This is a genomic window from Nonomuraea marmarensis (genome assembly GCF_043197025.1).
GTDB classification, from domain to species: Bacteria; Actinomycetota; Actinomycetes; order Streptosporangiales; family Streptosporangiaceae; genus Nonomuraea; species Nonomuraea marmarensis.
This window is the reverse complement of sequence record NZ_JBICRM010000021.1, coordinates 1-20,880: the sequence shown is the minus strand read 5'-3', so window position 1 is coordinate 20,880 and position 20,880 is coordinate 1. Positions and strand designations below refer to the sequence as shown.

At 64.9% G+C, this 20,880-nt stretch carries 24 protein-coding genes; 15 read left to right on the top strand and 9 right to left on the bottom strand.

Annotated elements, in window-relative coordinates; all coding sequences use genetic code 11:
* Positions 1 to 4 precede the first annotated feature (4 nt).
* The 3 genes from ACFLIM_RS30030 to ACFLIM_RS30020 are packed head-to-tail and all read left to right on the top strand — an operon-like array spanning position 5 to position 3,704.
* The gene (locus ACFLIM_RS30030; RefSeq protein ID WP_393171154.1) at positions 5 to 514 is read left to right on the top strand and encodes a PadR family transcriptional regulator; all 510 of its coding nucleotides are present in this window, start codon (positions 5 to 7) and stop codon (positions 512 to 514) included.
* Positions 511 to 1,203, top strand: a complete 693-nt coding sequence (locus tag ACFLIM_RS30025; RefSeq protein ID WP_393171153.1) for an ABC transporter ATP-binding protein — start codon at positions 511 to 513, stop codon at positions 1,201 to 1,203. Before ACFLIM_RS30030 ends, ACFLIM_RS30025 begins: the two co-directional genes overlap by 4 nt.
* Positions 1,200 to 3,704 (top strand): FtsX-like permease family protein, encoded by a 2,505-nt coding sequence (locus ACFLIM_RS30020; RefSeq protein WP_393171151.1) that lies wholly within the window; start codon positions 1,200 to 1,202, stop codon positions 3,702 to 3,704. Before ACFLIM_RS30025 ends, ACFLIM_RS30020 begins: the two co-directional genes overlap by 4 nt.
* Before the next feature lie 43 nt (positions 3,705 to 3,747).
* Here ACFLIM_RS30020 and ACFLIM_RS30015 read toward each other — a convergent pair whose 3' ends face one another.
* The 4 genes from ACFLIM_RS30015 to ACFLIM_RS30000 form a co-directional block, all read right to left on the bottom strand.
* Positions 3,748 to 4,380 (bottom strand): dihydrofolate reductase family protein, encoded by a 633-nt coding sequence (locus tag ACFLIM_RS30015; protein ID WP_393171150.1) that lies wholly within the window; start codon positions 4,378 to 4,380, stop codon positions 3,748 to 3,750.
* A 196-nt stretch (positions 4,381 to 4,576) separates the two neighbouring features.
* Entirely contained in the window at positions 4,577 to 4,906 is a 330-nt protein-coding gene (locus ACFLIM_RS30010; protein ID WP_393171148.1) for a hypothetical protein, read from the bottom strand.
* A gap of 156 nt (positions 4,907 to 5,062) precedes the next feature.
* Positions 5,063 to 5,353, bottom strand: a complete 291-nt coding sequence (locus ACFLIM_RS30005; RefSeq protein ID WP_393171147.1) for a hypothetical protein — start codon at positions 5,351 to 5,353, stop codon at positions 5,063 to 5,065.
* Positions 5,350 to 5,532: a hypothetical protein gene (locus ACFLIM_RS30000; RefSeq protein ID WP_393171145.1), complete on the bottom strand. Its 183-nt coding sequence runs from the start codon at positions 5,530 to 5,532 to the stop codon at positions 5,350 to 5,352. The genes ACFLIM_RS30005 and ACFLIM_RS30000 overlap by 4 nt, the downstream gene beginning before the upstream one ends.
* A 166-nt stretch (positions 5,533 to 5,698) precedes the next feature.
* Between ACFLIM_RS30000 and ACFLIM_RS29995 the strand changes: the two genes are divergently transcribed.
* Together ACFLIM_RS29995 and ACFLIM_RS29990 are read left to right on the top strand one after the other, a co-directional pair.
* Positions 5,699 to 5,953: a GntR family transcriptional regulator gene (locus ACFLIM_RS29995; protein ID WP_393171143.1), complete on the top strand. Its 255-nt coding sequence runs from the start codon at positions 5,699 to 5,701 to the stop codon at positions 5,951 to 5,953.
* Positions 5,954 to 6,558: 605 nt separating this feature from the next.
* Complete coding sequence (locus ACFLIM_RS29990; RefSeq protein WP_393171141.1) at positions 6,559 to 8,109, top strand: PIN-like domain-containing protein; 1,551 nt, start codon at positions 6,559 to 6,561, stop codon at positions 8,107 to 8,109.
* Here the strand turns inward: ACFLIM_RS29990 and ACFLIM_RS29985 are convergent.
* The gene (locus ACFLIM_RS29985; RefSeq protein ID WP_393171139.1) at positions 8,106 to 9,380 is read right to left on the bottom strand and encodes a DNA cytosine methyltransferase; all 1,275 of its coding nucleotides are present in this window, start codon (positions 9,378 to 9,380) and stop codon (positions 8,106 to 8,108) included. The genes ACFLIM_RS29990 and ACFLIM_RS29985 overlap by 4 nt on opposite strands.
* On the opposite strand from ACFLIM_RS29985, the gene ACFLIM_RS29980 reads away from it, so the two are divergent.
* Positions 9,379 to 9,963, top strand: a complete 585-nt coding sequence (locus ACFLIM_RS29980) for a very short patch repair endonuclease (RefSeq protein WP_393171137.1) — start codon at positions 9,379 to 9,381, stop codon at positions 9,961 to 9,963. The genes ACFLIM_RS29985 and ACFLIM_RS29980 overlap by 2 nt on opposite strands.
* 94 nt (positions 9,964 to 10,057) lie before the next feature.
* Here the strand turns inward: ACFLIM_RS29980 and ACFLIM_RS29975 are convergent, their stop codons facing one another.
* The 4 genes from ACFLIM_RS29975 to ACFLIM_RS29960 all read right to left on the bottom strand — a co-directional run bounded on the left by ACFLIM_RS29975 (position 10,058) and on the right by ACFLIM_RS29960 (position 14,489).
* On the bottom strand, positions 10,058 to 11,263 hold the full coding sequence (locus tag ACFLIM_RS29975; protein WP_393171135.1) for a DNA cytosine methyltransferase: 1,206 nt from the start codon (positions 11,261 to 11,263) through the stop codon (positions 10,058 to 10,060).
* 22 nt (positions 11,264 to 11,285) lie between these two features.
* Positions 11,286 to 12,263: a NaeI family type II restriction endonuclease gene (locus tag ACFLIM_RS29970; protein ID WP_393171133.1), complete on the bottom strand. Its 978-nt coding sequence runs from the start codon at positions 12,261 to 12,263 to the stop codon at positions 11,286 to 11,288.
* 63 nt (positions 12,264 to 12,326) lie between these two features.
* The gene (locus ACFLIM_RS29965) at positions 12,327 to 12,863 is read right to left on the bottom strand and encodes a hypothetical protein (RefSeq protein WP_393171132.1); all 537 of its coding nucleotides are present in this window, start codon (positions 12,861 to 12,863) and stop codon (positions 12,327 to 12,329) included.
* Positions 12,864 to 13,142: 279 nt separating this feature from the next.
* Positions 13,143 to 14,489: a helix-turn-helix domain-containing protein gene (locus tag ACFLIM_RS29960; RefSeq protein WP_393171131.1), complete on the bottom strand. Its 1,347-nt coding sequence runs from the start codon at positions 14,487 to 14,489 to the stop codon at positions 13,143 to 13,145.
* Between the two features lie 195 nt (positions 14,490 to 14,684).
* Here ACFLIM_RS29960 and ACFLIM_RS29955 point away from each other — a divergent pair, with 195 nt between their 5' ends.
* The 9 genes from ACFLIM_RS29955 to ACFLIM_RS29915 all read left to right on the top strand — a co-directional run bounded on the left by ACFLIM_RS29955 (position 14,685) and on the right by ACFLIM_RS29915 (position 20,756).
* Positions 14,685 to 15,077, top strand: a complete 393-nt coding sequence (locus ACFLIM_RS29955; protein WP_393171129.1) for a dihydroneopterin aldolase — start codon at positions 14,685 to 14,687, stop codon at positions 15,075 to 15,077.
* On the top strand, positions 15,074 to 15,691 hold the full coding sequence (gene folE / locus ACFLIM_RS29950; protein WP_393171381.1) for a GTP cyclohydrolase I: 618 nt from the start codon (positions 15,074 to 15,076) through the stop codon (positions 15,689 to 15,691). Before ACFLIM_RS29955 ends, folE begins: the two co-directional genes overlap by 4 nt.
* A gap of 26 nt (positions 15,692 to 15,717) precedes the next feature.
* The gene (locus ACFLIM_RS29945) at positions 15,718 to 16,206 is read left to right on the top strand and encodes a 6-pyruvoyl trahydropterin synthase family protein (protein WP_393171128.1); all 489 of its coding nucleotides are present in this window, start codon (positions 15,718 to 15,720) and stop codon (positions 16,204 to 16,206) included.
* On the top strand, positions 16,203 to 17,015 hold the full coding sequence (locus tag ACFLIM_RS29940) for a hypothetical protein (RefSeq protein WP_393171126.1): 813 nt from the start codon (positions 16,203 to 16,205) through the stop codon (positions 17,013 to 17,015). Before ACFLIM_RS29945 ends, ACFLIM_RS29940 begins: the two co-directional genes overlap by 4 nt.
* Positions 17,005 to 17,856, top strand: a complete 852-nt coding sequence (locus tag ACFLIM_RS29935) for a DUF2797 domain-containing protein (RefSeq protein ID WP_393171125.1) — start codon at positions 17,005 to 17,007, stop codon at positions 17,854 to 17,856. Before ACFLIM_RS29940 ends, ACFLIM_RS29935 begins: the two co-directional genes overlap by 11 nt.
* A complete protein-coding gene (locus ACFLIM_RS29930; protein ID WP_393171123.1) occupies positions 17,831 to 18,475 on the top strand; it encodes an AAA family ATPase in 645 nt (214 codons plus the stop codon). Before ACFLIM_RS29935 ends, ACFLIM_RS29930 begins: the two co-directional genes overlap by 26 nt.
* Positions 18,472 to 19,722 carry a glycosyltransferase family 4 protein gene (locus tag ACFLIM_RS29925; RefSeq protein ID WP_393171122.1) on the top strand — a complete coding sequence of 417 codons (1,251 nt, stop codon included), beginning with the start codon at positions 18,472 to 18,474 and terminating at the stop codon, positions 19,720 to 19,722. Before ACFLIM_RS29930 ends, ACFLIM_RS29925 begins: the two co-directional genes overlap by 4 nt.
* Positions 19,723 to 20,016: 294 nt before the next feature.
* A complete protein-coding gene (locus tag ACFLIM_RS29920; protein WP_393171120.1) occupies positions 20,017 to 20,250 on the top strand; it encodes a hypothetical protein in 234 nt (77 codons plus the stop codon).
* Positions 20,247 to 20,756, top strand: coding sequence for an NUDIX domain-containing protein (locus ACFLIM_RS29915; protein WP_393171118.1), 510 nt, complete (start codon positions 20,247 to 20,249; stop codon positions 20,754 to 20,756). The genes ACFLIM_RS29920 and ACFLIM_RS29915 overlap by 4 nt, the downstream gene beginning before the upstream one ends.
* Positions 20,757 to 20,880 lie beyond the last annotated feature (124 nt).

The following is a 20,880-nucleotide window of genomic DNA, read 5'->3' as shown; positions in this document are numbered from 1 at the left end:
ACTCATGCCAGTCAGACACGGGCTGCTCGCCCTACTCAGCAGGGGGCCCCGGCATGGCTACCAACTGCGGGTCGAGTTCGAGGCGTCGACCGGGGCGACCTGGCCGCTCAACATCGGCCAGGTCTACACGACGCTGTCCCGCTTGGAGCGCGACGGCCTGGTCACGCCGGGGGAGTCGGACGAGCAGGGCCGGGTCGTCTACACGATCACCGAGGCCGGCCGGGCGGAAATGGTGCGGTGGTTCAGCAGCCCCGTCATCCACTCCGACCGGCCGCGGGACGAGCTGGTCATCAAGCTGGCCATGGCCGTCGCGGCCCAGAAGGTGGACGTCGCCGAGGTCATCCAAAAGCAGCGGACGGCGACCATGCGAGCCCTTCAGCAGCTGACCAGGGCCAAGCGAGCTGCCACGGAAGGCGCAGCCCAGCGGCTCGTGCTCGATTCCATGATCTTCCATGCCGAGGCCGAGCAACGTTGGCTGGACCACTGCGAGGCCTTTCTCAAGGAGGAAAGATGACGTTCGTACGGCTGGCTGAGGTGGCCAGAGTCCATGGCGAAGGAGCGACAGTCGTACACGCTCTGAAGGGCGTAAGCCTCGAGGTCGACGCGGGAGAGCTGGTCGCGGTCATGGGCCCGTCCGGGTCCGGCAAGTCGACTCTGCTCAACATCGCGGGCGGGCTCGACCGGCCCACGTCAGGGACGGTGCACATCGGCGAGCAGGACCTGGCCACCGTGCGCGACCTGGCGGCGCTGCGGCGCCGCAGCGTCGGCTATGTCTTCCAGGACCTCAACCTGATCACGTCGCTGACAGCGGCGGAGAACGTGATGCTGCCGCGCGAGCTCGACGGCCAGCGCTCAAGCCTGGCCCGGGAGGAGGCCATGGCCGTGCTGGCGGAGATCGACGTGGAATACCTGGCCGACCGCTTCCCCGACGAGCTGTCCAGTGGCCAGCGCCAGCGGGTCGCGATCGCCCGCGCTCTGGTCGGCGAGCGGCGTCTGCTGCTGGCCGACGAACCGACCGGCGCGCTCGACACGCGCACCGGCGACGAGATCCTGCAAACATTACGGGCTCGCTGTGACGCGGGCGCGGCGGTCCTGCTCGTCACCCACGAGCCGCGCTACGCCGCCTGGGCCGATCATGTGGTGTTCCTCCGCGATGGGATGATCACGGACACCACGGACACGTCGCTGGTGAGCGCCCGATGAGCGTCGTACTGGTCGCGCTGCGCCTCGCCCGCCGAAACGCGTGGCGTTCCCGGGGACGAAGCGCGCTCATCATGGTGATGATCGGCTTGCCCGTCCTGGTGATCACGGGGGTCCTCACCCTCACCGAGACCATGAACGTCACTCCGCGGGAGGGGCTGGTGGCCGAGCTCGGCACGGCCGACGCCCGGCTCGTCCAGACACCTGAGGGCACAGTGCTCCAGCAGCAGCCGAACGGAGCGAGCTGGAACACGGGCGGCGACGACGACGGAGCTGCCGCTCCCGAGCTGGGCGCCGCCGAGGTGGCGGCCCTGCTCGGACCGGGCAGCCGGTTGATTCCCTTCAGCACCGGCGTGCTCCGGGTGGGCACCGAACGGGTCGACGCGCTGGAGACCGACCTGCGCGATCCCCTCACCAGGGGGATGCTGACATTGAGCGAGGGCAGATTTCCCGCCGCCCGAGAGGTCGCGGTGACACCCGCGCTCGGCCTGCGCCCCGGCGACCTCCTGCGGCCGTCTGGCGCGGAGCCGCTAACGGTGGTGGGCGTGGTCGAGCACCCGCACCGGCCCTCGCTTCGCGAGGTCGTGGGTCCGGATCTGCCGCTGGCGCCCCTGGATGACTTCTGGTCGCCGAATATGTACGGCCCCGGCTGGCTCGCCGACACCGCGAAGCCCGTGTCCTGGACCGCCGTGCCCGCGCTGAACAGGGCCGGCCTGTACGTCACTTCCCGCGCCATGATCTCGGACTCGCCGCGCGCCCTGGTTCGTTTCTCCCCCTTGGACGTCCAGCACACGGTCGGGCTCGGCGCCATGGTGATCATGGTGGTGCTGGAGACCGTGCTGCTGGCCGGGCCCGCCTTCGCGGTCGGGCTCAGGAGACGGCGCCGGGAACTGGCCGAGATCGCGGCGCAGGGCGGCTCGGCCGGGCACCTGCGGACGATCGTGCTGGCCGACGGACTGGTCCTCGGCGGTGCGGCCACCTTCGTGGCGACGGTGCTGGGCATCGGGGCCGGAGCGCTGGGCGCCCCGGTCGTGGCGCGCTGGGGAGGGCAGGTCGGCCCGGCGGAGGTGCCGTGGGCGCCGGTGCTGGGCGTTGCCGCGCTGGGCCTGATCGCCGGGATCGTGGCGGCGCTGGTGCCTGCCGTGCAAGCGGCTCGGCAGGACACCGCGACCGTGCTGGCCGGCCGCGCGCCCGCGGTGGCCGATCGGCTGGGATGGCCCCTGGCGGGGGCCGTGCTGGTGCTGGCCGGGCTAGGGGCGACCGTGGTGGCGCGCCGCCAGCCGGGCTCGGTATGGGTGTGGGCCTCCGCGGTGCTGGTCATGATCGGCCTGGTGGTGCTGACACCATGGCTGGTCCGCTTCACCGGACGGGCGGCCACGCGGTTGCGGCTTCCGCTGCGGGTGTCCGTCCGCGACGCGGTCCGCCACCGATCCCGGACGGCGAGCGCCGTGGCGGCCGTCATGGCGGTCACGGCCACGGTCGTGGCTATGAGCATCGGCACTCAGAGCGAATACATGGACCAGCGCAACGCCTACACCTCGGCGCGCCCGACCGGCATGCTGGCGATCTGGGGCGGCACCATGGCCGACGCGACCTGGAACAAGCTGCGCGCCGCAACGGCCCGCCAGTTGCCGGGCGTGCCGCTGGCCGTCGGCTATCAAGCGAAGGACGCCCAGGGCCACCGCTACGCGTTGCGTTATACGGTGCGATGGAACGGGATACGCACGCGTCGCACGGCGGCCATCGGAGACCAGGCCCTGCTCAGGCTCCTGCAAGGGCGCCATGACCCGCAGGCGGCCGCGGCGCTGGCGAGCGGTAAGGCCGTGGTGTTCGACGCGGCCGCGGTGCGCGATGGCAAGCTGGCGCTGCGGGCCGGCTCCACGTCCGGCCCCGCCCGCAAGCTCGAAGTGCCGGCGGTGCTGGCCATACCCGCCGATGAGCACCAGGGTGGGGCCCTGCTACCGCGCACCCTGGTTGAGCAGGCCGGTTTCGCGACGGCGGAGCGTCAGCTCTACGCCATGTACCGGCCGCCGGCCGACTCCGCGCTGGGGCGCGATCTCGCCAAGGTGACCCGCCGCGTCACGGTCGCCTCCGAGGAGGGCTATCGCAATGTGCCCGCCCCCGGCTTGTGGGGCTGGCTTGTGGGCGCTCTTGTCCTCGTCGTCGGTGGCACGCTGGCCGCCACTCGCCTGGCAGCCGCCGACATGCGGCCCGAGCGCTCGACGATGATGGCCATCGGCGCACCGCCAGGGACGTTGCGGATGGTCGTGGCCGGCCAGGCCCTCTACATCTCCGGGCTCGGCGCGCTGGCGGGGCTGGCCGCGGGAACGGTGACGGGCGTGGCGCTGAGCCGGCCGATGACGACGCACGGCGCCGGAGATCCCGCCACGATCGCCATACCGTGGCCATTCGTGATCGCCGTGGTGGTGGGGCTGCCCGTTCTGGCGACCGCGGCGGCGCTGATCACCCGGACCAGACTGCCCCTCGACCCCCGGCTCCTGTGACACGGAACCTGGACTGCACGCGACCACCCCGACACGCCTCAACTCAATCGCGCACCAGATCGTTAGGCCGGTAGGTGGCGATGAGCACCCCGGAGCCGGTCGTTGCGGAGTCGACCAGCTCGAACGTCAGGCCGATGCCCGAGTCCGGGAACAGCCGCCGGCCTGCCCCGAGCACCAGCGGGTGGATCAGCAAGAGGAGCTCGTCAACGAGGCCGCCCGCCATCAGCGACCTGACCAGCACCCCGCTGCCGAACACCACCAGGTTCTCGGCGATCTCCTTCTTGAGCCCGGCCACGGCGTCGGCGGCGTCGCCCTTGAGGAGGGTGGAGTTCTGCCAGGGCAGCGGCTCGGCCAGCGTCGTGGAGGCCACATACTTCTGGACCCTGTTGAGCGCGTCGGTGAACGGGTTCGGCGCCTGGCGGGGCCAGTAGTCGGCGAAGCGCTCGTACGTCGTGCGCCCCGCCAGCAGGGACCACGCGCTCGACATGCGGGCGCCCATCGCCTCCTGCATGGCCGGGTCCTGGGCCTGGGCGGCCCAGCCGCCGTGCCGGAAGCCGTCTCGCGGGTCCTCATCACGGTGCCCTGGGGCCTGCATCACGCCGTCCAGCGTCAGGTGCTCGATCACGATGACCTTGCCCATGCCGTACCTCTCTTCCTGGTCGTCTGGCTCTCTCACCCCTATACGAACGGGACGCCGCCGAATCGACAGCAGGCTGGATCTGGCCGACGACGGCCGGAACGATCACGCGCGAACGCGCCCCAAGGCGAAGAAATCTAGTTGGGGGCACCACACCCGCCTCATGTCGGGGGAACGCAGCGCGGTGAAGATCGGGGCACCCGGGCTGACGCGGCTCACCGCGTAACCGAGCGGCTCAGGCAGACAGCAGCAGTTCGGCTCGATCGTCAGCAGAAAGCCCGGCCTCGGACAACCGGGCCAGCAACTCTCGATGCGCCTGCCACACCTCGGCCGAAACACCGGGAAGATCGTAGACGTACTCGACCGCGATCACCGCGTCCGCCGGCAATCCGAGGACGAAATGCTTGATCGACTCGGCCGCCGCCCGCAGCTCCGCGAGCGTCGCGGCGGACACGCCCGAGCGCATCGGAGCGTCCACGGGAGCGGCGTACCAGACGTCGGCATCGACATCGAGAGCACGTTCCCGGCTCACCTGGAACATCAGGCGGTGCACAGCGGCGCTCACTGCAACCAGTCCTTCCCGAAGTGAGGGGCCTCGAAGATTCCGGACAGCGTCTGGTCGTGTGAGGCTGAGCCCTAGGGCATGGATCGCACACAGTGAAGCTGTCTTGTAGTGGAGGGCGCGGCGGATGCTCACATGCGGGCGTCCACCGCGCTGCTCTCATCGGGCCTCGCCGCGCATGATCTGCTCGAAGGTGCGTCTGGCGGCCGCGGTCAACGTCCACGTGGTTTCGCGGACGGTCCCCTCCTTGCGGTCCGTACGGCGGACGAAGCCCTGGCCGGCGGCGGCGCACAGCTCGTACGTCGTTTGGCGGCACTCACAGGTATGCGAGATCACGCGGATACGCTGTGCCCGGCGGGTCGGTTCGTACCAGGTCAGCTTGACGTGGCCAGGCCGGGGCGGCTTGACGTGCGGGCTGTGGAAGTCGGGGATCTCGCCGCGCAATATCACGCAGTCCTCCCCTCGAAGACCTCGACGAGGTTCTTGAGCGCGATGTCGACGCGGCCCATGACAATTTCGCGAACGTGATCGCCGCCTGGAGGCAGCCGGTAGCCGTGCTTCTCGAGTACGGCCTGAACCTCGGCTGTCAGGCGGGGTTCGAATCGAAGGTCTGTGATTGGGTTACTCATGGGTCGGACCTCCCGCGTCCGATCAAGGGCCCGTCCCGGCGCATGCATCGCTGGGCGGGCCCGCTGGCTTTAACTGCAGCGTACGTGCAACTCGTTCATCTCGTCTAGCACGTCTAGCACATACCACAAGGTCGGCCTATGACTACATATCTTTAACGTGTTGTCCGTGACGGTTGACCAGCTCGATCCCACGCCCATCTATGAACAACTGGCGTGGATCATCAGGGAGAAGATCAAGTCCGGTGATCTGGAGGAGCGCCAGTTGGTGCCCTCCGAGAGTTCGCTGCAGCAGGAGCATGGCATTGCTCGCGGTTCGGTGCGGCGTGCCATGGAACTTCTGCGCGAGGAAGGCTGGGTGGTCACGATTCAGGGCCGGGGAACGTTCGTGGCGCCACGGGAGAAGTGGCCCGAGAAGCGATAAGTTCACGAGCTGGGGCTACGGCCGATCACCGGTCTCACCGCCAAGATGTTTGGTCATCCGTAGCACCGGAACCACTCGTCCCGCCGCATCCACGGCTGTCATGACCCACGCCATGACGACCACCTGCCGCAACCGCTTCCATGGTCGTGGTCGTGAGGAGGGATCGACCCACATGAGATCGCCAGCAGAACCGGCACTCTCGGTGGTCCGAGGCGGAGCCTCGGCAGAACTCAGGCGAGCCCGTACTTCTGATCGAGGCGGCTTCCTCTTCGGTCACCTCACTCGGCGTATGGCCCAGCACCTGACGCAGCTCGTCCATGATCGCCTGCCCGGAGGTTACGCGTCCAAGACGGGATGATAGGGCTCACACCTGTATCTATAGAGATTGCTGTGACCTTGTCGAACTCGTGCAGTATATGGCGATTTCCGCCAGTATTGGCCAATTACCTCCCTTCTGAGTAGTTGAAGAGCCTTTCCCAGGTGCTCGATCGCATAGATCCGGACAAATCAGCCTTAACCCTGTACCCTGCATGGCTGAGAGAGTTCTGCGGGCACATAAGGCTTAGGAGCGGAGGCCGAGAGTGGGCGAGGGTAAGGACCCACGATTGCTGCACCAGTACAGAACTTGGTTGCAGCGACCCGGGGGCGAGGAGGATGACGCACAGCACCGCGAATTCTTTGAAAACGCAATGATTGTTTTGGATACGAATGTCCTCCTAAGTCTTTATGAGCTTCACGCGTCGGCCAGAGATGAAGTTATCGACGCTCTCGCGCGCGTACAGTCACGGCTGTGGCTTCCCTATCAGGTAGGACTAGAATTTGTCCGGCGTCGGCATGCTGTAATCGCAGCAAGGACACGTTCACTGAGCGAGGCATTAAGGGATGTCGATAAGAGGTTCATAGCTGCTCGGCAGGCAATCATTGCTGCGCGCGATGAGGTTGGACAACTATATGTCAAGTATGCATGGAACTATGAAATTACGCAGGAGCTCTCCGAGTCAATAACGCAACAATCCGTTGATGCGGCCGTGTCAGCCATAAAGCAGGATCTCCGCCAACGGGTCAAAGACCTGAAAGATAAGCATGATCTTGCGCTCGGATCGATTGATTCTGATGATCATATTTTGCCGATAGTTGCAGACCTATATGGTAATCAAGTAGCCGCCCCTGTGCCGCCCGAGACGGTCCGCAACCGGGTGACTGAAGCAATCACATATAGATTCCCAAACGAGATACCTCCAGGATTCTCTGACGCTACGAAAGGCACAGACCTAAACCGAGCCGGAGATTATTTGATCTGGGAAGAAATTATTGAACGCGCTCGGCAGTTACCCGAGCCAAGGCGTGTTATTTTCGTTTCATCTGATGGAAAGGAAGATTGGTATGAACCGGCTGAGCCGGGGCGTGCAGCGCGACCCTGGCCAATGCTATCGGATGAGCTGTGGGCACGTGCAGGTGCGAACCTTCGTATACTCAAGTCGGCGCAGTTCTTCGAAGGCGCTCACCGGTATCTTGACGCGCAGATCAGCACGACGACATACAAAGAGATCGATCGCGCGACAGAGACGCTTGAGGAGTCGAGAGTTCATCAAGAGGCTGTTCGCGCTGTTGACGACCTGCGCACCCACCTCATGGCGGGGGAATTCTCAGAAGAATTGCTTGACTCATATCTAAACGTAAAGCGAGTCCTAGCCGAGTCGATGCAGGCTGTTGTGCAAGATCAGCTTTCTGATGGCTGTCCTGCCTTCCATGAGCTCCGTGAAAAGCTGTCATTGTTTATGGCTTCGAAGATAGAAGAAAGAATTCCGGAAAAGTACCTTAGAGTGCCTTACGGAAGTCGAATCCATGAGGATCTTTTCGCGATCCTCTACCAGAACATTGGTAGTCCTGTACCTGCCGGACGCCTTCGTATTGTTACTGGCGATTCCGTCCACACTGAGCGGCGCACAAGAGAGTTGCGTGAGCTAGGCTTCAATATTGACGCGCGAAAGCAAGGCAGTGAAGACGTATATACACTGCATGGCCTAAGTCTCGATCACACACTGGTTCGCTCTATTATTGGAAATAACGTTCGGCGCGACTCGGCTCTCTCCACTAGCGACAGAGAAGAGATCTTGCGTATTCTGGGCGACATTGACTTTGATGCTGGTGATTAGCTAATGCGCGCTCGGTGTTTGAGGAATTGTGCATTCCTATCGTGATCTTGCTGGCCCAGAAAAGCCTTAAAGGTGCCCAGTCTATAGGCGGTTTCATTTGCACCGTTCCGGACTTCCATATGGAAATCACGACCGAGAAGACTGATTCGCCGTTCGAGGTCATGCAATTCCAATGGAGAGGGAAGCTCGCGGAGGATCTGGGCGGCAGTCATGAAGTCATTGCTTTTGCGTAGGGTGATGTAGATAGGATCAACTTCTAGTGCAGGATCATCTGCGCGCTGCTCTCCTTGGCGATTGAGTGCAGCGACAATCGCTTTTCCAAGTTGCATCGCGACGGGCGGCGGGAATGCGTTGCCAATCTGGCGATACATTGAGGTCTTCCTGCCGGTGAAGTCCCATGCGAATTCCTCTTCATCCCAGCCCTGGATTCGAGCTACCATTGCGCAGGTGAGCTTCGGCCCACGATCAGGGTTGGTGATATCCGCATCGGTTCGCGGCGCGCTATCTGCCAAGCCGAGCGCATCGACCCCTAGGAGGCGCCATGCCTCCTTGGCCCGGGACGGCCCAAGGTCGGCACCGCCATGCTTTTTGGAGCCACCTACGATAGTAGGAGCAATGTCGTCAGCCTTTAGCGCCCATTCCTCGGCTCCGGACCAGCCTTCTGCGCCCATGAGCTGCCTGAGTACCTTCCCTACGGTGGGGGGCTTCGTGTCAAAAGGCTTAGGCCAATGGAAGTAGGCGAAGTCCTCAGGCTTCATCGCAATGAGCACAAACCGTGGGCGAAGTTGAGGTACACCGTACTTAGATGCATTCAAGAGACGCCAGTCTGCGGCATAACCCAGCCTGCGCAACCGGTCTAGGACATGCTGCCGATACCCTGCAAAGCGCGGCATGCTGAGCCCACGAACGTTCTCCAGCATCAACGCACGCGGCTTGACCACGCCCACCTGCTCAATGGCCCATGCGAATAGATCACGTTCGTCGGATGCCCCCAGCTGCTTGCCGGCGATCGTGAATGGGGGGCAGGGCACCCCTCCCGCCAGTAGATCCACCCCAGCAAATGTCTCTGGTTTCCAGAAGGAAGGATTGGCGACGTCGCCCTCGACTACCCAATCGTCGCTGGAGACCTTGAGCCGGTCGCTGTTGGCTCGCAGGGTGTTGCAGGCGTTCGAGTCAAGCTCGAAGGCAAGACGGTGGGTAAAGCCTGCGCGATGCAGCCCAAGCGCCTGCCCACCTGCGCCGGCGCAGATCTCGATAACCTCAAGAGGCATGAGGAAGTACTCCCTTCAGACCGATGCACCGCACGGTCCTGTTGCCAGCTGTATCTTGCCTGAGAAGACCGAGCTTTGGGTGGACATGTCTGACAGTCGAAGAGAACAAGCGAGACGGCAGGCGCACGCGAAGCGGCTCTACCCGGCACCGTTGAGTGAGGGCCGTTCCCGGAACATGAGATCTAACCGCCGAGCGGACACCAAGCCGGAGGTTGCTCTGCGCAGTGCCTTGCATCAGCTGGGGTATCGATACCGCAAGGACCATCGACTCGATCTTGAGGGGACGAGGGTACGGCCCGACATCGTCTTCACCAAGAAGAAGATCGCTGTGTTCGTTGATGGCTGCTTCTGGCATGTCTGCCCTGACCATGGTCGCCAGCCGGTGGTGAACGAGTGGTACTGGACACCCAAACTGCGTCGCAATATCGAACGTGATCGAGCCGCTGATGTGGCGCTCCGCGCTGCTGGGTGGCGTGTCGTACGTGTCTGGGAACACGTGGAGCTGCCCGAGGCAGTGGCCCTCGTCGTCGCAGCTCTGGATCCCGTGTCCGAACACGTGAGCGACGTTAGCCGAAGTGGCTGACAAAATCACATTGACAGTATCGATCCGGGTCTATCGAGCGACTTGAGGGTGCGAGAAGGCAGGACTTCGGTGGAGCAGCTTACACCAGATGCACTCATGTGCAGAACAGGCACTCCTCCGCTGGTTGATGGCCACCGATGCAGCCGTGGAAGCTTGGCAGATCCGCTCCTGGAGCGAAGACGAGCCCGTGGACATGCGTGGCAATGGCTTGGGAAAGGATGGGCGGAACAGCATTGCCGATCTGGCGAGCAATTTCGATGTTGCTACCAGAAAAGATATAGGTATCTGGGAATGTCTGAATGCGCGCTGCTTCACGATGTGTGATGGGCCGGTCGGCTTCCGGATGAAGATACCTGCCCTTCTCTGGCTTAAAGAATTCGGTACGGATAGTTGGTGCCGGACGATCCCACCACATCCGTCCCATAACGTCTGTTGTGCCCTTGGGCTTGTTGGCCCAGCAATTGGGTAGCAGATCAGGACGGATCCGGGCGAGATCAAACCGATTACCGCCCGGGGGGATGGCCCTGTAGCGTTCCAGGGATTCCTGTGTGGGCTTGCGCCCGAAATGAAGGTGTTGACGCCCATGTCCATCCACCCGTACTGCGAACCCGTCAGTCTTAAATGGAAGGTCGAAAATCGCATCTCGGACCGTCCGGTGGGGTGGCATATCTGACGCTTTGGGCCCATGGCTGGGAATGGGTGGCCAAGGTATGCTTATATCTCGGATGCCGATAATAAATGCTCGCGAACGGTTTTGGGGCACGCCGTAGTCGGCGGAGTTAAGGATGCTGTAGTCGAGGTTGTATGTTTTTAGAACGGAGTCAGCATGTGCAAATTGCATGAAATGTTGAAACTGTTGAGCATTCAAAATCCGCGGGACGTTTTCGATCAAGAAGACCTTCGGCTGCACATCGCGTACGACTCGGACGAAATCCCAGAGCAGCTCATTTCGCGGATCATCCTCCCTTCTACGTCCGAGGGTGCTGAATCCTTGGCAAGGAGGGCCGCCGATTACCACGTCTGCATGCGGGAAGTCGGATAGCTCCTGGATAGGACCACAGTGCACTTTGCAGCCGATATTCCTGTATATTGTCTCCGCCGCCCAGCGATCAGCCTCCACCGCGAGAATTGTTTTGTAGTTCCGGTGCGAATTATGGAATCCGAGAGACAAGCCGCCCGCCCCGGCGAACAAGTCAATGATACGAATTGGTTTGGTGTTGCTGTCGCTGCTGATGGCAACCTCCGTACTGCATCTCATGAACTGGCCAAATGGTGCAACAATGTGAACTGCTAGCCGCATGAATTGATAGGGAGAGTTTGAACTACGACGGCATTCGCAGAGGACTTGCTAACTTCCTAAGATCAGGAAGTTCGGGAGCATTTTCTATAGGATCGCCTGGCTGCCATGTAGTCCACTTCTCCCCGTCCAGTTGGACATATGGACGATCAGCATGAGCTGCACGTGTTAGGCGAATGCTGACGAATTCGCTATCACCAGGAATAGGTAAACCTAACTGTTCCGCGATGATCCTGTGGTTTATATAGTCGCCTAGGATTATGATGCCCTCGTTGCGGAGTTGGTCGCGAGCGCCGCCATTCTTTCGGAGCCGCTTGAGGGGATCTTGCTTGGGCTTATCGTCTCCAGTAGCCACCGTGCAGATGACATTCCTAGTGAGAAGGCGGCCTTGGGCTCGGCGGAGTAACTCATTGAGGCGCTGCTGCCCAGACCGCTTCGCAAAGACGGCTTCGACGTCGGAAGGTGGCATGTGGACTAGCACATTCTCAGGCAAGGGCTGATCGGAGAGTAGCCAGCGAATCTCATTCCTTCCATGCTTACTGAGTTGCCGTTTCTTGTCGCGATTCCCTTGGCTTTCTTGCAGGTATTCGGGACGAGCCCGAATCGCTCCGGCTGACCAGACGCCTATCTTGTCGTTCGCCCACAGGCCGAGTATGATTTCATTTACGGCTTCTGGAGGAATCATCCATTTGGCAAGATCCTGTGAATACTTGCAGTCCACCTCGATGCCGCATAAGGAGTAATCGAGCTTTCTGCCATCGGCGAACTTGAACTCTCTTTGAAGGTTGATCTCGACCAAGGTTCCGCAGTGCGTCTTCTCAGTCTTGAAGAGTTGATCCCATCGGTACCGGCCGGTGTTGGGACCATCGAGCAGCATGTCGAACGTGCGACGGAGCACGGCAGCGGTACGCGACCCATCTGGGTCCAGGTCACGAAAGTGTGCATATACCCGGTCTAGCTCAGCATCGGGCGTTCTCAAGCCGGGCAACGGTTCATCGATCACGTGTTGAAGGGTAATCCTTCTACCCACACATGGGCGAACCCTTTCAAATCGGGCATCTGGGTCTCAAGAGATACCCGTAGATGGGGCCGTTTCAGCAGGTGAGCCTGTCCACTGCCTTCCTGGGCAGGGCTCAGCGTCGAGAGATGGCCTTGCCCAGTCGCTGGTGGGCTTGTCCTTGGTGGCGGTGGGTTCGGTGCGCTGGCCGATGAAACTGCCCTGGTTGGTGATCGTGTAGATGAGTCTTTCGTCGCGGAGTCGTTGCATGGCCTTGCGGAGGGTGCGGCGTCCCGTGCGTGATGACGCGATCTCGTGTGTCTGTGAGCTGGTCAGCAATGCGATCTTGCATTCGAGGTCCGCAGGCGGTGTCTTCACGGTCGGCATCTGGCTGTTCAGGACCACCGTCAGGGTTGCGGTGAAGGACGCCGGGGGAGTGAACGAGCCGTCCTGCGTGCCTGTCGTTAGTGGGAGATGGCTGAAGGTGGGCGAGGGTTGGCCATCGTGTCTGCCCTCTGCACTCGGCTTGGCGTCGCGGAGGGTGAGAGCGGGTGCGTTGTCAGGGCTGATCTGTCCTGCGAGGGCGGGGCCAGCGTCGTGTTCCACGGGATGACGGTGTGCTATCGGAGATTGCCTGCGAATGCTGCTGGGACTGAACGGCTGGCAGTCCCGTATGGTGACTTCCGCCGCGCTCTTGGGAGGCGAAATGGCTCATGGCTGACCACGGGTCTTCATACTGGCTGGTCGAGCGAGTGTATGGGCGCTTCCCCGTACCGAAATCAAGAGCCGAGGTTGAGCCATCCCGCATCGACGACTCGGCGGGCGAGTTCGGCCAGACGTGGATGCCCGCTCCGCACAGGGGCTTGGGCGGCAGAGAGTCCAGTGTTAGACGGTGACGAGGGACTCGTGAAAGGCACGGGTGTCGCTGTGGTCGGGCCAGCGTTCGAGCAGCTCGCCGTCGAGGGTATGCAGCTCGCGGCGGATGCGCGCCGAGCCGGTCTGCTGTGCGACGCCGATCGCCTGGTGGCCGAGGTAGGTGGCGCGGGCCGGGTCGTGCTCGGCCTGGACCACTGCCACGGCCAGCTTGGCGGTCAGGTGGCCGCGGTCACGTACGAGATTGACGGGCAGCTTGGCGATCTGCTCGGTCAAGATCGTCACGGCGACGTCGGCGCGGCCAGCGGCCCGGTAACAGACCGCGGACTGCTCTTGAAGGGTGTCGGAGTCGTAGTAGTGCAGGTAGACCGGCACCTGCGAGCGAGTGACGTGCGGGTGGGCGCGCAACGTCTCGGCCGCGGCGTCCAGTAGATCGAACGCCTGTCTGTGCTCGCCGAGCATGGCCAGGCCGCGGGCCTGCTGCTGGGCGGCCAGCGCGTCCAGTTTCGGCTCGAGCTCGGCCGGGCGGCGGCGCGCGGCCGCAGCCAGCTGGACGACGGCGGCGTAGTCCTCGGTCAGGCACGCGATGTTGGCCTGGCGTACGAGCATGTAAGCGGCCATTTGGGCGTCGCCAGCGCATTGGGCCCACTCTGCCGCCCGCCGAGTCCAGTCCATCGCGATCTCGAGCTCGCCCAGATCCTGGTGCAGCCAACCAGCCATCTCGGCGTATTGGGACAGCACCTGCAGTAGCGGATCGGCGTGTGCGGTGCCGGCGCCGCGGCGTAGCTCGTCCAGTGCCTCGATCTGCGCCAGCACCGGCCGCAGCAGGTTGCGGGGGCCGAGCATCTTGTCGGCCGTGTAGTGCTCGTTCAACACCCGGCGGAAGTAGTCGATGACCTCGCCGTCCACGCGCGCTGGCTGGTCGAGGGCGCGCGCGACCCGCTGCGCCTGCTCCTGATCGCCGAGCGCAGGCAGGATCGAGGAGAGCGCTCCGCTGGCGAGCAGCTGCGCGAACTGGCGGCGCGAGATCGTCACCCTCACGCTCCTTCCATCCGGGGTCTGCATGTCCAGGATGACGGGTTCGCCCTCCTGGATGCCAGCGACCCCGGCCATAAGCGGCGCGGCGGGCCCATCGCCCCGGCGCAGCGCTGTCAGCAGCCCGCCGGCGCCCAGCACGGTGTCCATGGCCTCGACCCGGTCGAGCGGCGCCAGCCAGTCGCCCTGCTCGGCGCGTGCGATCCGGGTGTGGTCGTAGAACGTCAGCTTGGCCAACTCACGCAGCGACAGGCCCGCCTGTATACGGAGCTGTCGCAGGACCGGCCCGAACGCGTATGCCGCGATGTTGTCGCGCTGGTCCATCGCCAAGCCTCCTCGGCTGCGCTTCGGTGTTGCTTTTTCTGGCAACACCAGCCCTCTGGGCTACCCGGCCACACTGGGTGACGATCTGTACAGGCGGATGGTCGGAGCGTAATCCGCATGGTCAGCTTTGCGCACCCCGTTCATCAGGACCATTACCGCCGCGACACACCGTCGAGTCACGAGATTGGAGAGCGAGTGGACGAAATCGAGATCATCGGTCTGCGGCTGCGCTGCATTATCGGCGTCAAAGAGGATGAGCGGCGCGACCGCTCCGACGTCGTCATCGACCTGGTTATCGGCGTCGACCTGCGGCCCACCGGCCGCAGCGACGACTTGGCCGGCGGTCTGGACTACCGCGCCGCGGCCAAGAGCGTCATCGCCCTGGTGGAAGGCTCGGCCTTCCGCACGGTAGAGGCACTGGCCGAGTCGGTCGCGCAAGCGGTGGTCATCGGCCATCATGCGCCGACGGTGTGCGTACGAGTGCACAAGCCCGGCGCGCTGCGCTTCGCCGACAGCGTGGGCGTTGTGATCGCCCGCACCGCCGATGACTTCTCCCAAAGCAGTAACCAGACGAGGTGCGTGGCATGACGGTCACCAGTATCACCAACGCGCGCGTCGACCGCGTGCCCGTTCGGCACAACGCGACCGCGCGCGACCTGGCCGGAGCGGAGCAGGCAGCTGTGGCGATGCTCACCGCGCTCGGCGTCGACCTGAAGCGCGAGGGCATGGCCGAAACACCCGGCCGCATGGTGCGCGCCCTGGCCGAAATGTGCACTCCGCGCGACTTCGACCTGACCACCTTCCCCAACGAGGCCGGCTACGACCAACTGGTGATCGAGCGGCGCATCCGCTTTCAGTCCCTGTGCGAGCATCATCTGCTGCCGTTCACTGGCTTCGCCTACGTCGCCTACCTGCCTGGCACTCGCATCCTGGGCCTGTCCAAGCTCGCTCGGGTGGTCGAGTTGTTCGCCTGCCAGCCCCAGGTACAGGAACAGCTCACACAGCAGATCGCCGACTGGCTGCGGGATCAGCTCAAGCCGAAAGGCGTCGGCGTCGTCCTGGATGCCGAGCACATGTGCATGACCCTGCGAGGCGCTCGCGCCGAGGGCTCGACGACCGTTACCTCCGCCCTGCACGGTCTGCTGCTCGACGATCTGCGGGCTCGTGAGGAGTTCTTCCTTCTAGCCAAGGTTGGCATCTGACACAGGACAGGAGGAACCAGCACCTGATGAGTACATGGATTGAGATCGGCGGGGACGCCTTCACCTTCTCTGCGGCTCACGCTGGCATCCACGGAGGGCAGATGGAGCCGTTGCACGGCCACACCTTCGCCGTCACCGCGTCCCTACTGGGCAGCCGGGACCGGGCGGGCATGATTGTGGATTTCCACCTGGTCAAGCGGGGCCTTCGCGCGGCGATCGAGCCGCTGCGGCGGCGTACCCTGATGCCTGCTGAGCCGGTCGCCGGCACCTGCCACATCGAGGATGGTCAGATCATCGTCGAGTGCGGCGACAGGTGGTATAGCTTCCCCCAAGATGACGTGGCACTGCTGCCCATCCCGAACACGACGACCGAGGCATTGGCCGGATACCTGCTCGGTCGGCTCCTGCCGTACCTGAAGGACTCGGCCGGGCTGGAGCGGGTGGAGCTCACGCTTGCCGAGGCCGCCGACACGCGGGCCAGCGTGACCGCCGACCATGGCGAGGGATTGTGGTGAGCGAGATCATGGAGCTGCCACCCAAGGATGTGCCCAAGGCGCTGCTCGGCCTGGCGTTGCAGCGCCGTCTGGCCGGGCAGGCGGCCGCAGTGGAGGTGCGGGTCTCCAGCCCGTGGGATGTGTGGTGGGTGGCCTATCGGGCCGCCCTTCCGTTCGGCGAACTGGGCCTCGAGCCGCTCCTCCCGTACGGGGCGTGCCGGCGATGCACGGCCGACGCGCTCGAGTGCGCGGCCGCCGATCCGCCTCGCCACCCCGATGACGTGGGGGAGCGGCTGTGTGGCTGCCTGCGCATGTGGGCAGTGCGGATACGCAGTAGCGCCAAGCCGGTCGTCTGGCCGTGCTGGTCGCTCACGATTGCTCTGATCAAGCCTGGTGCCCCGGCCGAGGCGATCTGTGATCGGCTCGCGGCCGGGCATGACATTCTCAACGCCCAGACGCGGATGCTCACCCCGGCTGACGCTCGTCGCATGTACCCCGACGCTTACGGCGAGGACTACATTGCTGCCGTCGACGCCTACTTGACCAGCGCACCTGTGCATGTGCTGCTGCTGCGTTCGCGCGCCCCGGACACGAGCGGCGGCATCAAGATGCGTATCCGAGCTGAGTTCGGCGGGGACAGGCTCCACAATTTCCTGCACATGCCCGACAACCCCGGTGAGGCGCTGGCCGACATCGCGCATCTGGCCGGATGGGCCTTCCTACAGGAGCACGAGAGGTTCGATGATGACGCTGCCGCCCGCCTGGCGTTCTACCGGACTGCACTGGGAGTCAGGGACTCCGACGCTGACAGTTTCGGCGTTGCCCGGTAACCCAGCGACGGGGGAGCGTCGCCGTCCCGCGGTCGTAGGCCGCCTGCTGGCCTGGCAACTGGGCGGGTCGCGCGTGTGCATCGGCGTCTGGGCGGCCGGGGCACGGACCCCGTGCCCGGGGCGCCGGTCCGTCAGGGCGGGCACCGACGCCCAGTGCGCCGGGTGCGCGGCGGGTGACAGCGGCCGCGCGCTGGCCCGCAATGCCATCGCGGGCGAGAACGACCGCGACTGGAATCTCTACCTGGCGTGGTTCGGGTCCGGCCTGGTCAAGGTCGGGCTCACCGCCGCCGATCGTGGCCGCGATCGGCTGCTGGAACAGGGCGCGATCGCCTACACGCTGCTGGCCACCGGCCCGTTCACGGCGATCCGCCGCGCTGAGCAGAGCGTCTCTGCCACGGGGTTGGCCCGCGAGCGGATTGGCAGCCGCGCCAAGGCTGACGCCTGGTGGAGCCTGCCCGACGCCGCAGGGCGGGCCGAGCATGTCGCCAAAGCCCACGCCGCCATCACCGCGGCCACGGACTGGCCAGACACTCTCGAGGTGACCGGCTGCCGAGTGCACGACCTGGCCGCCGCCTACGGGCTCGACCAGGAGCCGCTGCCTTCGACCTTCCAGGAGCTCACCGGGGTCGACGACGAAGCCGCCCTGGCCGGCCGGATCCGTGCCGTTGTGGGGCGGCGATTGCTGCTCGACACCTTCGCCGGTCCGCTGCTGGCCGACATGCGTCGCGTTGCCGGATACCCCTTCGCGGCCGCCGGGGAACAGACCCGCCCGACCGGCCTTCAGTCCACCCCTCGAACCAGACCACGAGACCCTCATGAAAACGATCAGCCATTGTTCTGAGATCGGCACTCAGGCCTGCAGACTCGTCGTCCTGGAAGGTATGCCGGGAGCGGGCAAGACCACGATCGTCGAGAAACTGGCCGCCCACGGCTGCCCAGTGCTTGGCGAATACACCACCGGTGTCGGCGCCACTGTGGCGCTGCAGGACCACCCGGGCGTCGACCACGACGACGCCCACCAAGCAAACTGGACCAGGAAAGCCGCCCAGGCCCGCCACCTCCTCGCCGCGCACCCTGCGGTGATCTGCGACCGGGACTGGCTGTCGGCCCTGGCCTACGCCTACTCCACCGGCGACACCGCGCTGCTGCAGCGGCGCGCCATATGGGCGCTGGAAGGGCTGAAGGATCAGCGGCTGCTACTGCCCGAGGTGTATGTGGTGTTCGACCTCGACCCGGTCGTCAGCCTGGATCGCCGCCCGCAGGCCACCAACGGCCATCCGTGGAGTCATCTCCATCCGCTGCACCTGCTGCGCGTCTTCTACCGTGATCCCGCCCGCGCCGTGGCCGCGCACAGCCCGGTCCTGGCCGAGCTGATCCGCTCGAGGCAGCGCCGGCACCTGTCTGGCCACGACCCGCGAAGCGTCAACCTGGTCGCCGTCCGCGCGGCGGTGGCCCCGTGAACGCGGCGACGGCGCCCACTGTTGTGGTCGCCTTCCATGACGGGTTCTACGGGCATGGCACGGGCGCCGGGCGTTGCAACAGGGCCCTTCTCGACAGCCTGGTCGGCTCGCTCGCCCCCGGGGTGCGGCTGGTAGTGCTGCCGATTTACCTGCGCCCCGACAGCCCCGAGTACGACGCCGGCTGGCACGCCGCCACCCAGGCCGTCGTCACCAAGGTCGGCGGCCACGTGGTGCCGTTCGACAATGGGACCGGCGGCATGCGGCGCTTTGCCGGGCTGGACGGTTTCCGGCGGGCCAGCGCTTCGGCGGCCGACATCATCAGCCGCCTGATGCCGGAAGCCAGGCCGATGCTGATCGTTGCCTCCGACGTGCCGTTCTACGGGCTGGCGCCTCTGCTGAGCGAGCGGGTCCGCGCGCATACCGTGGCGATCGCCCACTCCACAGCTGTGCTGCACGACCCGGATGACCATGCGCGGATCGCGTGGGAACAGCATGGGCTGCGCGAGATGGTCGCCTACGGCGGGCACGTCGCAGCGATCTCCACGCACATGCGCCGGCATCTGGTCACCGAGTACGACCTGCCGGCCAACACGATCGTCGATCTGATCGATGGGCTGACCAGCGACGAATGGCGCATTCCTGCCCCGCAGACGAGGCTGTTGCCGGCCGCGGCGGCAGGCGGGTTCCTGCTCGGGTACGGCCGCGCCGAGCCGTACAAGGGATGGGATGATCTGCTGGATGCGATCAGCCTGGCAGGGCCGCTTCCACACACGGTGCTCGCCGCCGTCACCGAAGGCCGCGAACTGTCTCCCTACCAGTGTCATCTGGCCCGCCGGATCGCAGACGAGCGGCTGAACGTGACGCTGCTGCCCCGCTTTCACCCGGGCGTGCGCAGCCTGCTGGCTCATCCGGGACTGGCCGCACTGGTCGTGCCCTCGAGGGTGGAACCGTTCGGAAGGATCCCATTGGAGGCCTTCGTCGCCGGCGCTGCCCCGGTGGTGGCCACCACAGCAGGCGGGCTGGCTCATCTCGTCCTGCACGAGCAGACCGGCTACAGCGCAGCGCCGGAGGATCCGCGGTCGCTGGCGGCCGCGATCCGGCGGGCGGTAGACGCCGACCCCCGTGAACGGGCGCGGCTACGCCAGGCGGGCCGGCAACTGGTGGCGACGCGTCATGACTATGAGCGGAACATACGGGGGTTCCTTCACAGGCTCGCGCCGTGGGCACTGGCGTTGGGCGGGCGCTGACTCCGGACGCAAGCGATGTCCCGGCGGCTTTCCGCACGGCCGGGACATCACACCTGCGAGTGCGGGCCGGTAGCTGTCGAGCTGTGCCAGGCGGGTGGAATCATGTTCATACAACGGACTCCGTTCGCCACGCGGAGGCGAACCGCATGAAAGCGCCTGGCTCGCATGCGCCGGTGCATAGCGGCTCTGGGACCTCCTCCATGGGCTTCCCGGGTAGCCCTCTGCGCCCCGTGAAGGGCTCTGACCTGAGGGTGCCGACGGGCGCGCTGCACCGCGTACGCGACCTGCGACGCGATGCGCCCCCTGCACACCTACCCAATCTTCACCGCGCTGCGCTCCTCGGTCACCCCCTACCAGACAGGCGCCGTCCGCACTGGCTTCCCCGTCAGCGAGCATCTGGCCGCTTGCTCGGTCCGGGTGGACCTGCCTGCCGTGGACGACGCGGCCAGTCATGCCTACGGCCAGGCCATCACCACCGCCCTGAACGACGCCCTGACCGGTCTGTCCACGGCTAGGCTGGCCTCGTGACCCACCTGCAGCAGCTGATCGACGACGCCGACCGCGACGGGATCGACAAGCTCGTGGTCGGCGCCGTCGTCCACTCGGGCGGCCAGGTCCTCATCCTGCGCCGCACCGTGGACGACTTCATGGGCGGCATCGAGGAACTCCCCTCCGGCGGCGTGGAGGGCGGCGAAGACCTCCTGCAGGCGCTCGCCCGCGAACTGGCCGAAGAAATCGGCTGGCATCACCCGCTGACCGTCGAGCCCGGCTTCGCCGCCACCTTCGACTACACCAGCGGCTCCGGACGCGCCGCCCGCCAGCTCACCTTCGCCGTCTCAGCGCCCGACCGCGCCGTCACCCTGTCCGCCGAGCACACCGCCTGCCGCTGGATCGACCCGGCCGACGCCGACGACACGGACCTGACCCCCGAGTCAGTCCAGATCATCCGGGCCTGGGCGCAGCACACCATTCAGCAGGACGGCGAACCCGTTCGAGCTTGTCACCTGAAGTGTGTAAAGATCCTTTCTGAGTGATGGAGAACCCTCTTTACCTGATCCGTCCTGGGTAGGCGATATCAAGTTCGATGAGTGCCTCGCGCCAGCCGATGGTGCGCTGCCCCTCGATCAGGCGCGCGGTGCTGGGCGAGTTCTTGATCTT

Excerpts from the sequence above, each read along its gene's own strand:
- ACFLIM_RS30025 (WP_393171153.1), top strand. The coding sequence starts at position 511 with ATGACGTTCGTACGGCTGGCTGAGGTGGCCAGAGTCCATGGCGAAGGA.
- ACFLIM_RS30030 (WP_393171154.1), top strand. The coding sequence starts at position 5 with ATGCCAGTCAGACACGGGCTGCTCGCCCTACTCAGCAGGGGGCCCCGG.
- ACFLIM_RS30000 (WP_393171145.1), bottom strand. The coding sequence starts at position 5,532 with ATGAGTAACCCAATCACAGACCTTCGATTCGAACCCCGCCTGACAGCC.
- ACFLIM_RS29920 (WP_393171120.1), top strand. The coding sequence starts at position 20,017 with ATGCGCCCCCTGCACACCTACCCAATCTTCACCGCGCTGCGCTCCTCG.
- ACFLIM_RS29985 (WP_393171139.1), bottom strand. The coding sequence starts at position 9,380 with ATGCCTCTTGAGGTTATCGAGATCTGCGCCGGCGCAGGTGGGCAGGCG.
- folE (WP_393171381.1), top strand. The coding sequence starts at position 15,074 with ATGACGGTCACCAGTATCACCAACGCGCGCGTCGACCGCGTGCCCGTT.
- ACFLIM_RS29945 (WP_393171128.1), top strand. The coding sequence starts at position 15,718 with ATGAGTACATGGATTGAGATCGGCGGGGACGCCTTCACCTTCTCTGCG.
- ACFLIM_RS29980 (WP_393171137.1), top strand. The coding sequence starts at position 9,379 with ATGAGGAAGTACTCCCTTCAGACCGATGCACCGCACGGTCCTGTTGCC.
- ACFLIM_RS30020 (WP_393171151.1), top strand. The coding sequence starts at position 1,200 with ATGAGCGTCGTACTGGTCGCGCTGCGCCTCGCCCGCCGAAACGCGTGG.
- ACFLIM_RS29930 (WP_393171123.1), top strand. The coding sequence starts at position 17,831 with ATGAAAACGATCAGCCATTGTTCTGAGATCGGCACTCAGGCCTGCAGA.
- ACFLIM_RS29975 (WP_393171135.1), bottom strand. The coding sequence starts at position 11,263 with ATGCGGCTAGCAGTTCACATTGTTGCACCATTTGGCCAGTTCATGAGA.
- ACFLIM_RS29960 (WP_393171131.1), bottom strand. The coding sequence starts at position 14,489 with ATGGACCAGCGCGACAACATCGCGGCATACGCGTTCGGGCCGGTCCTG.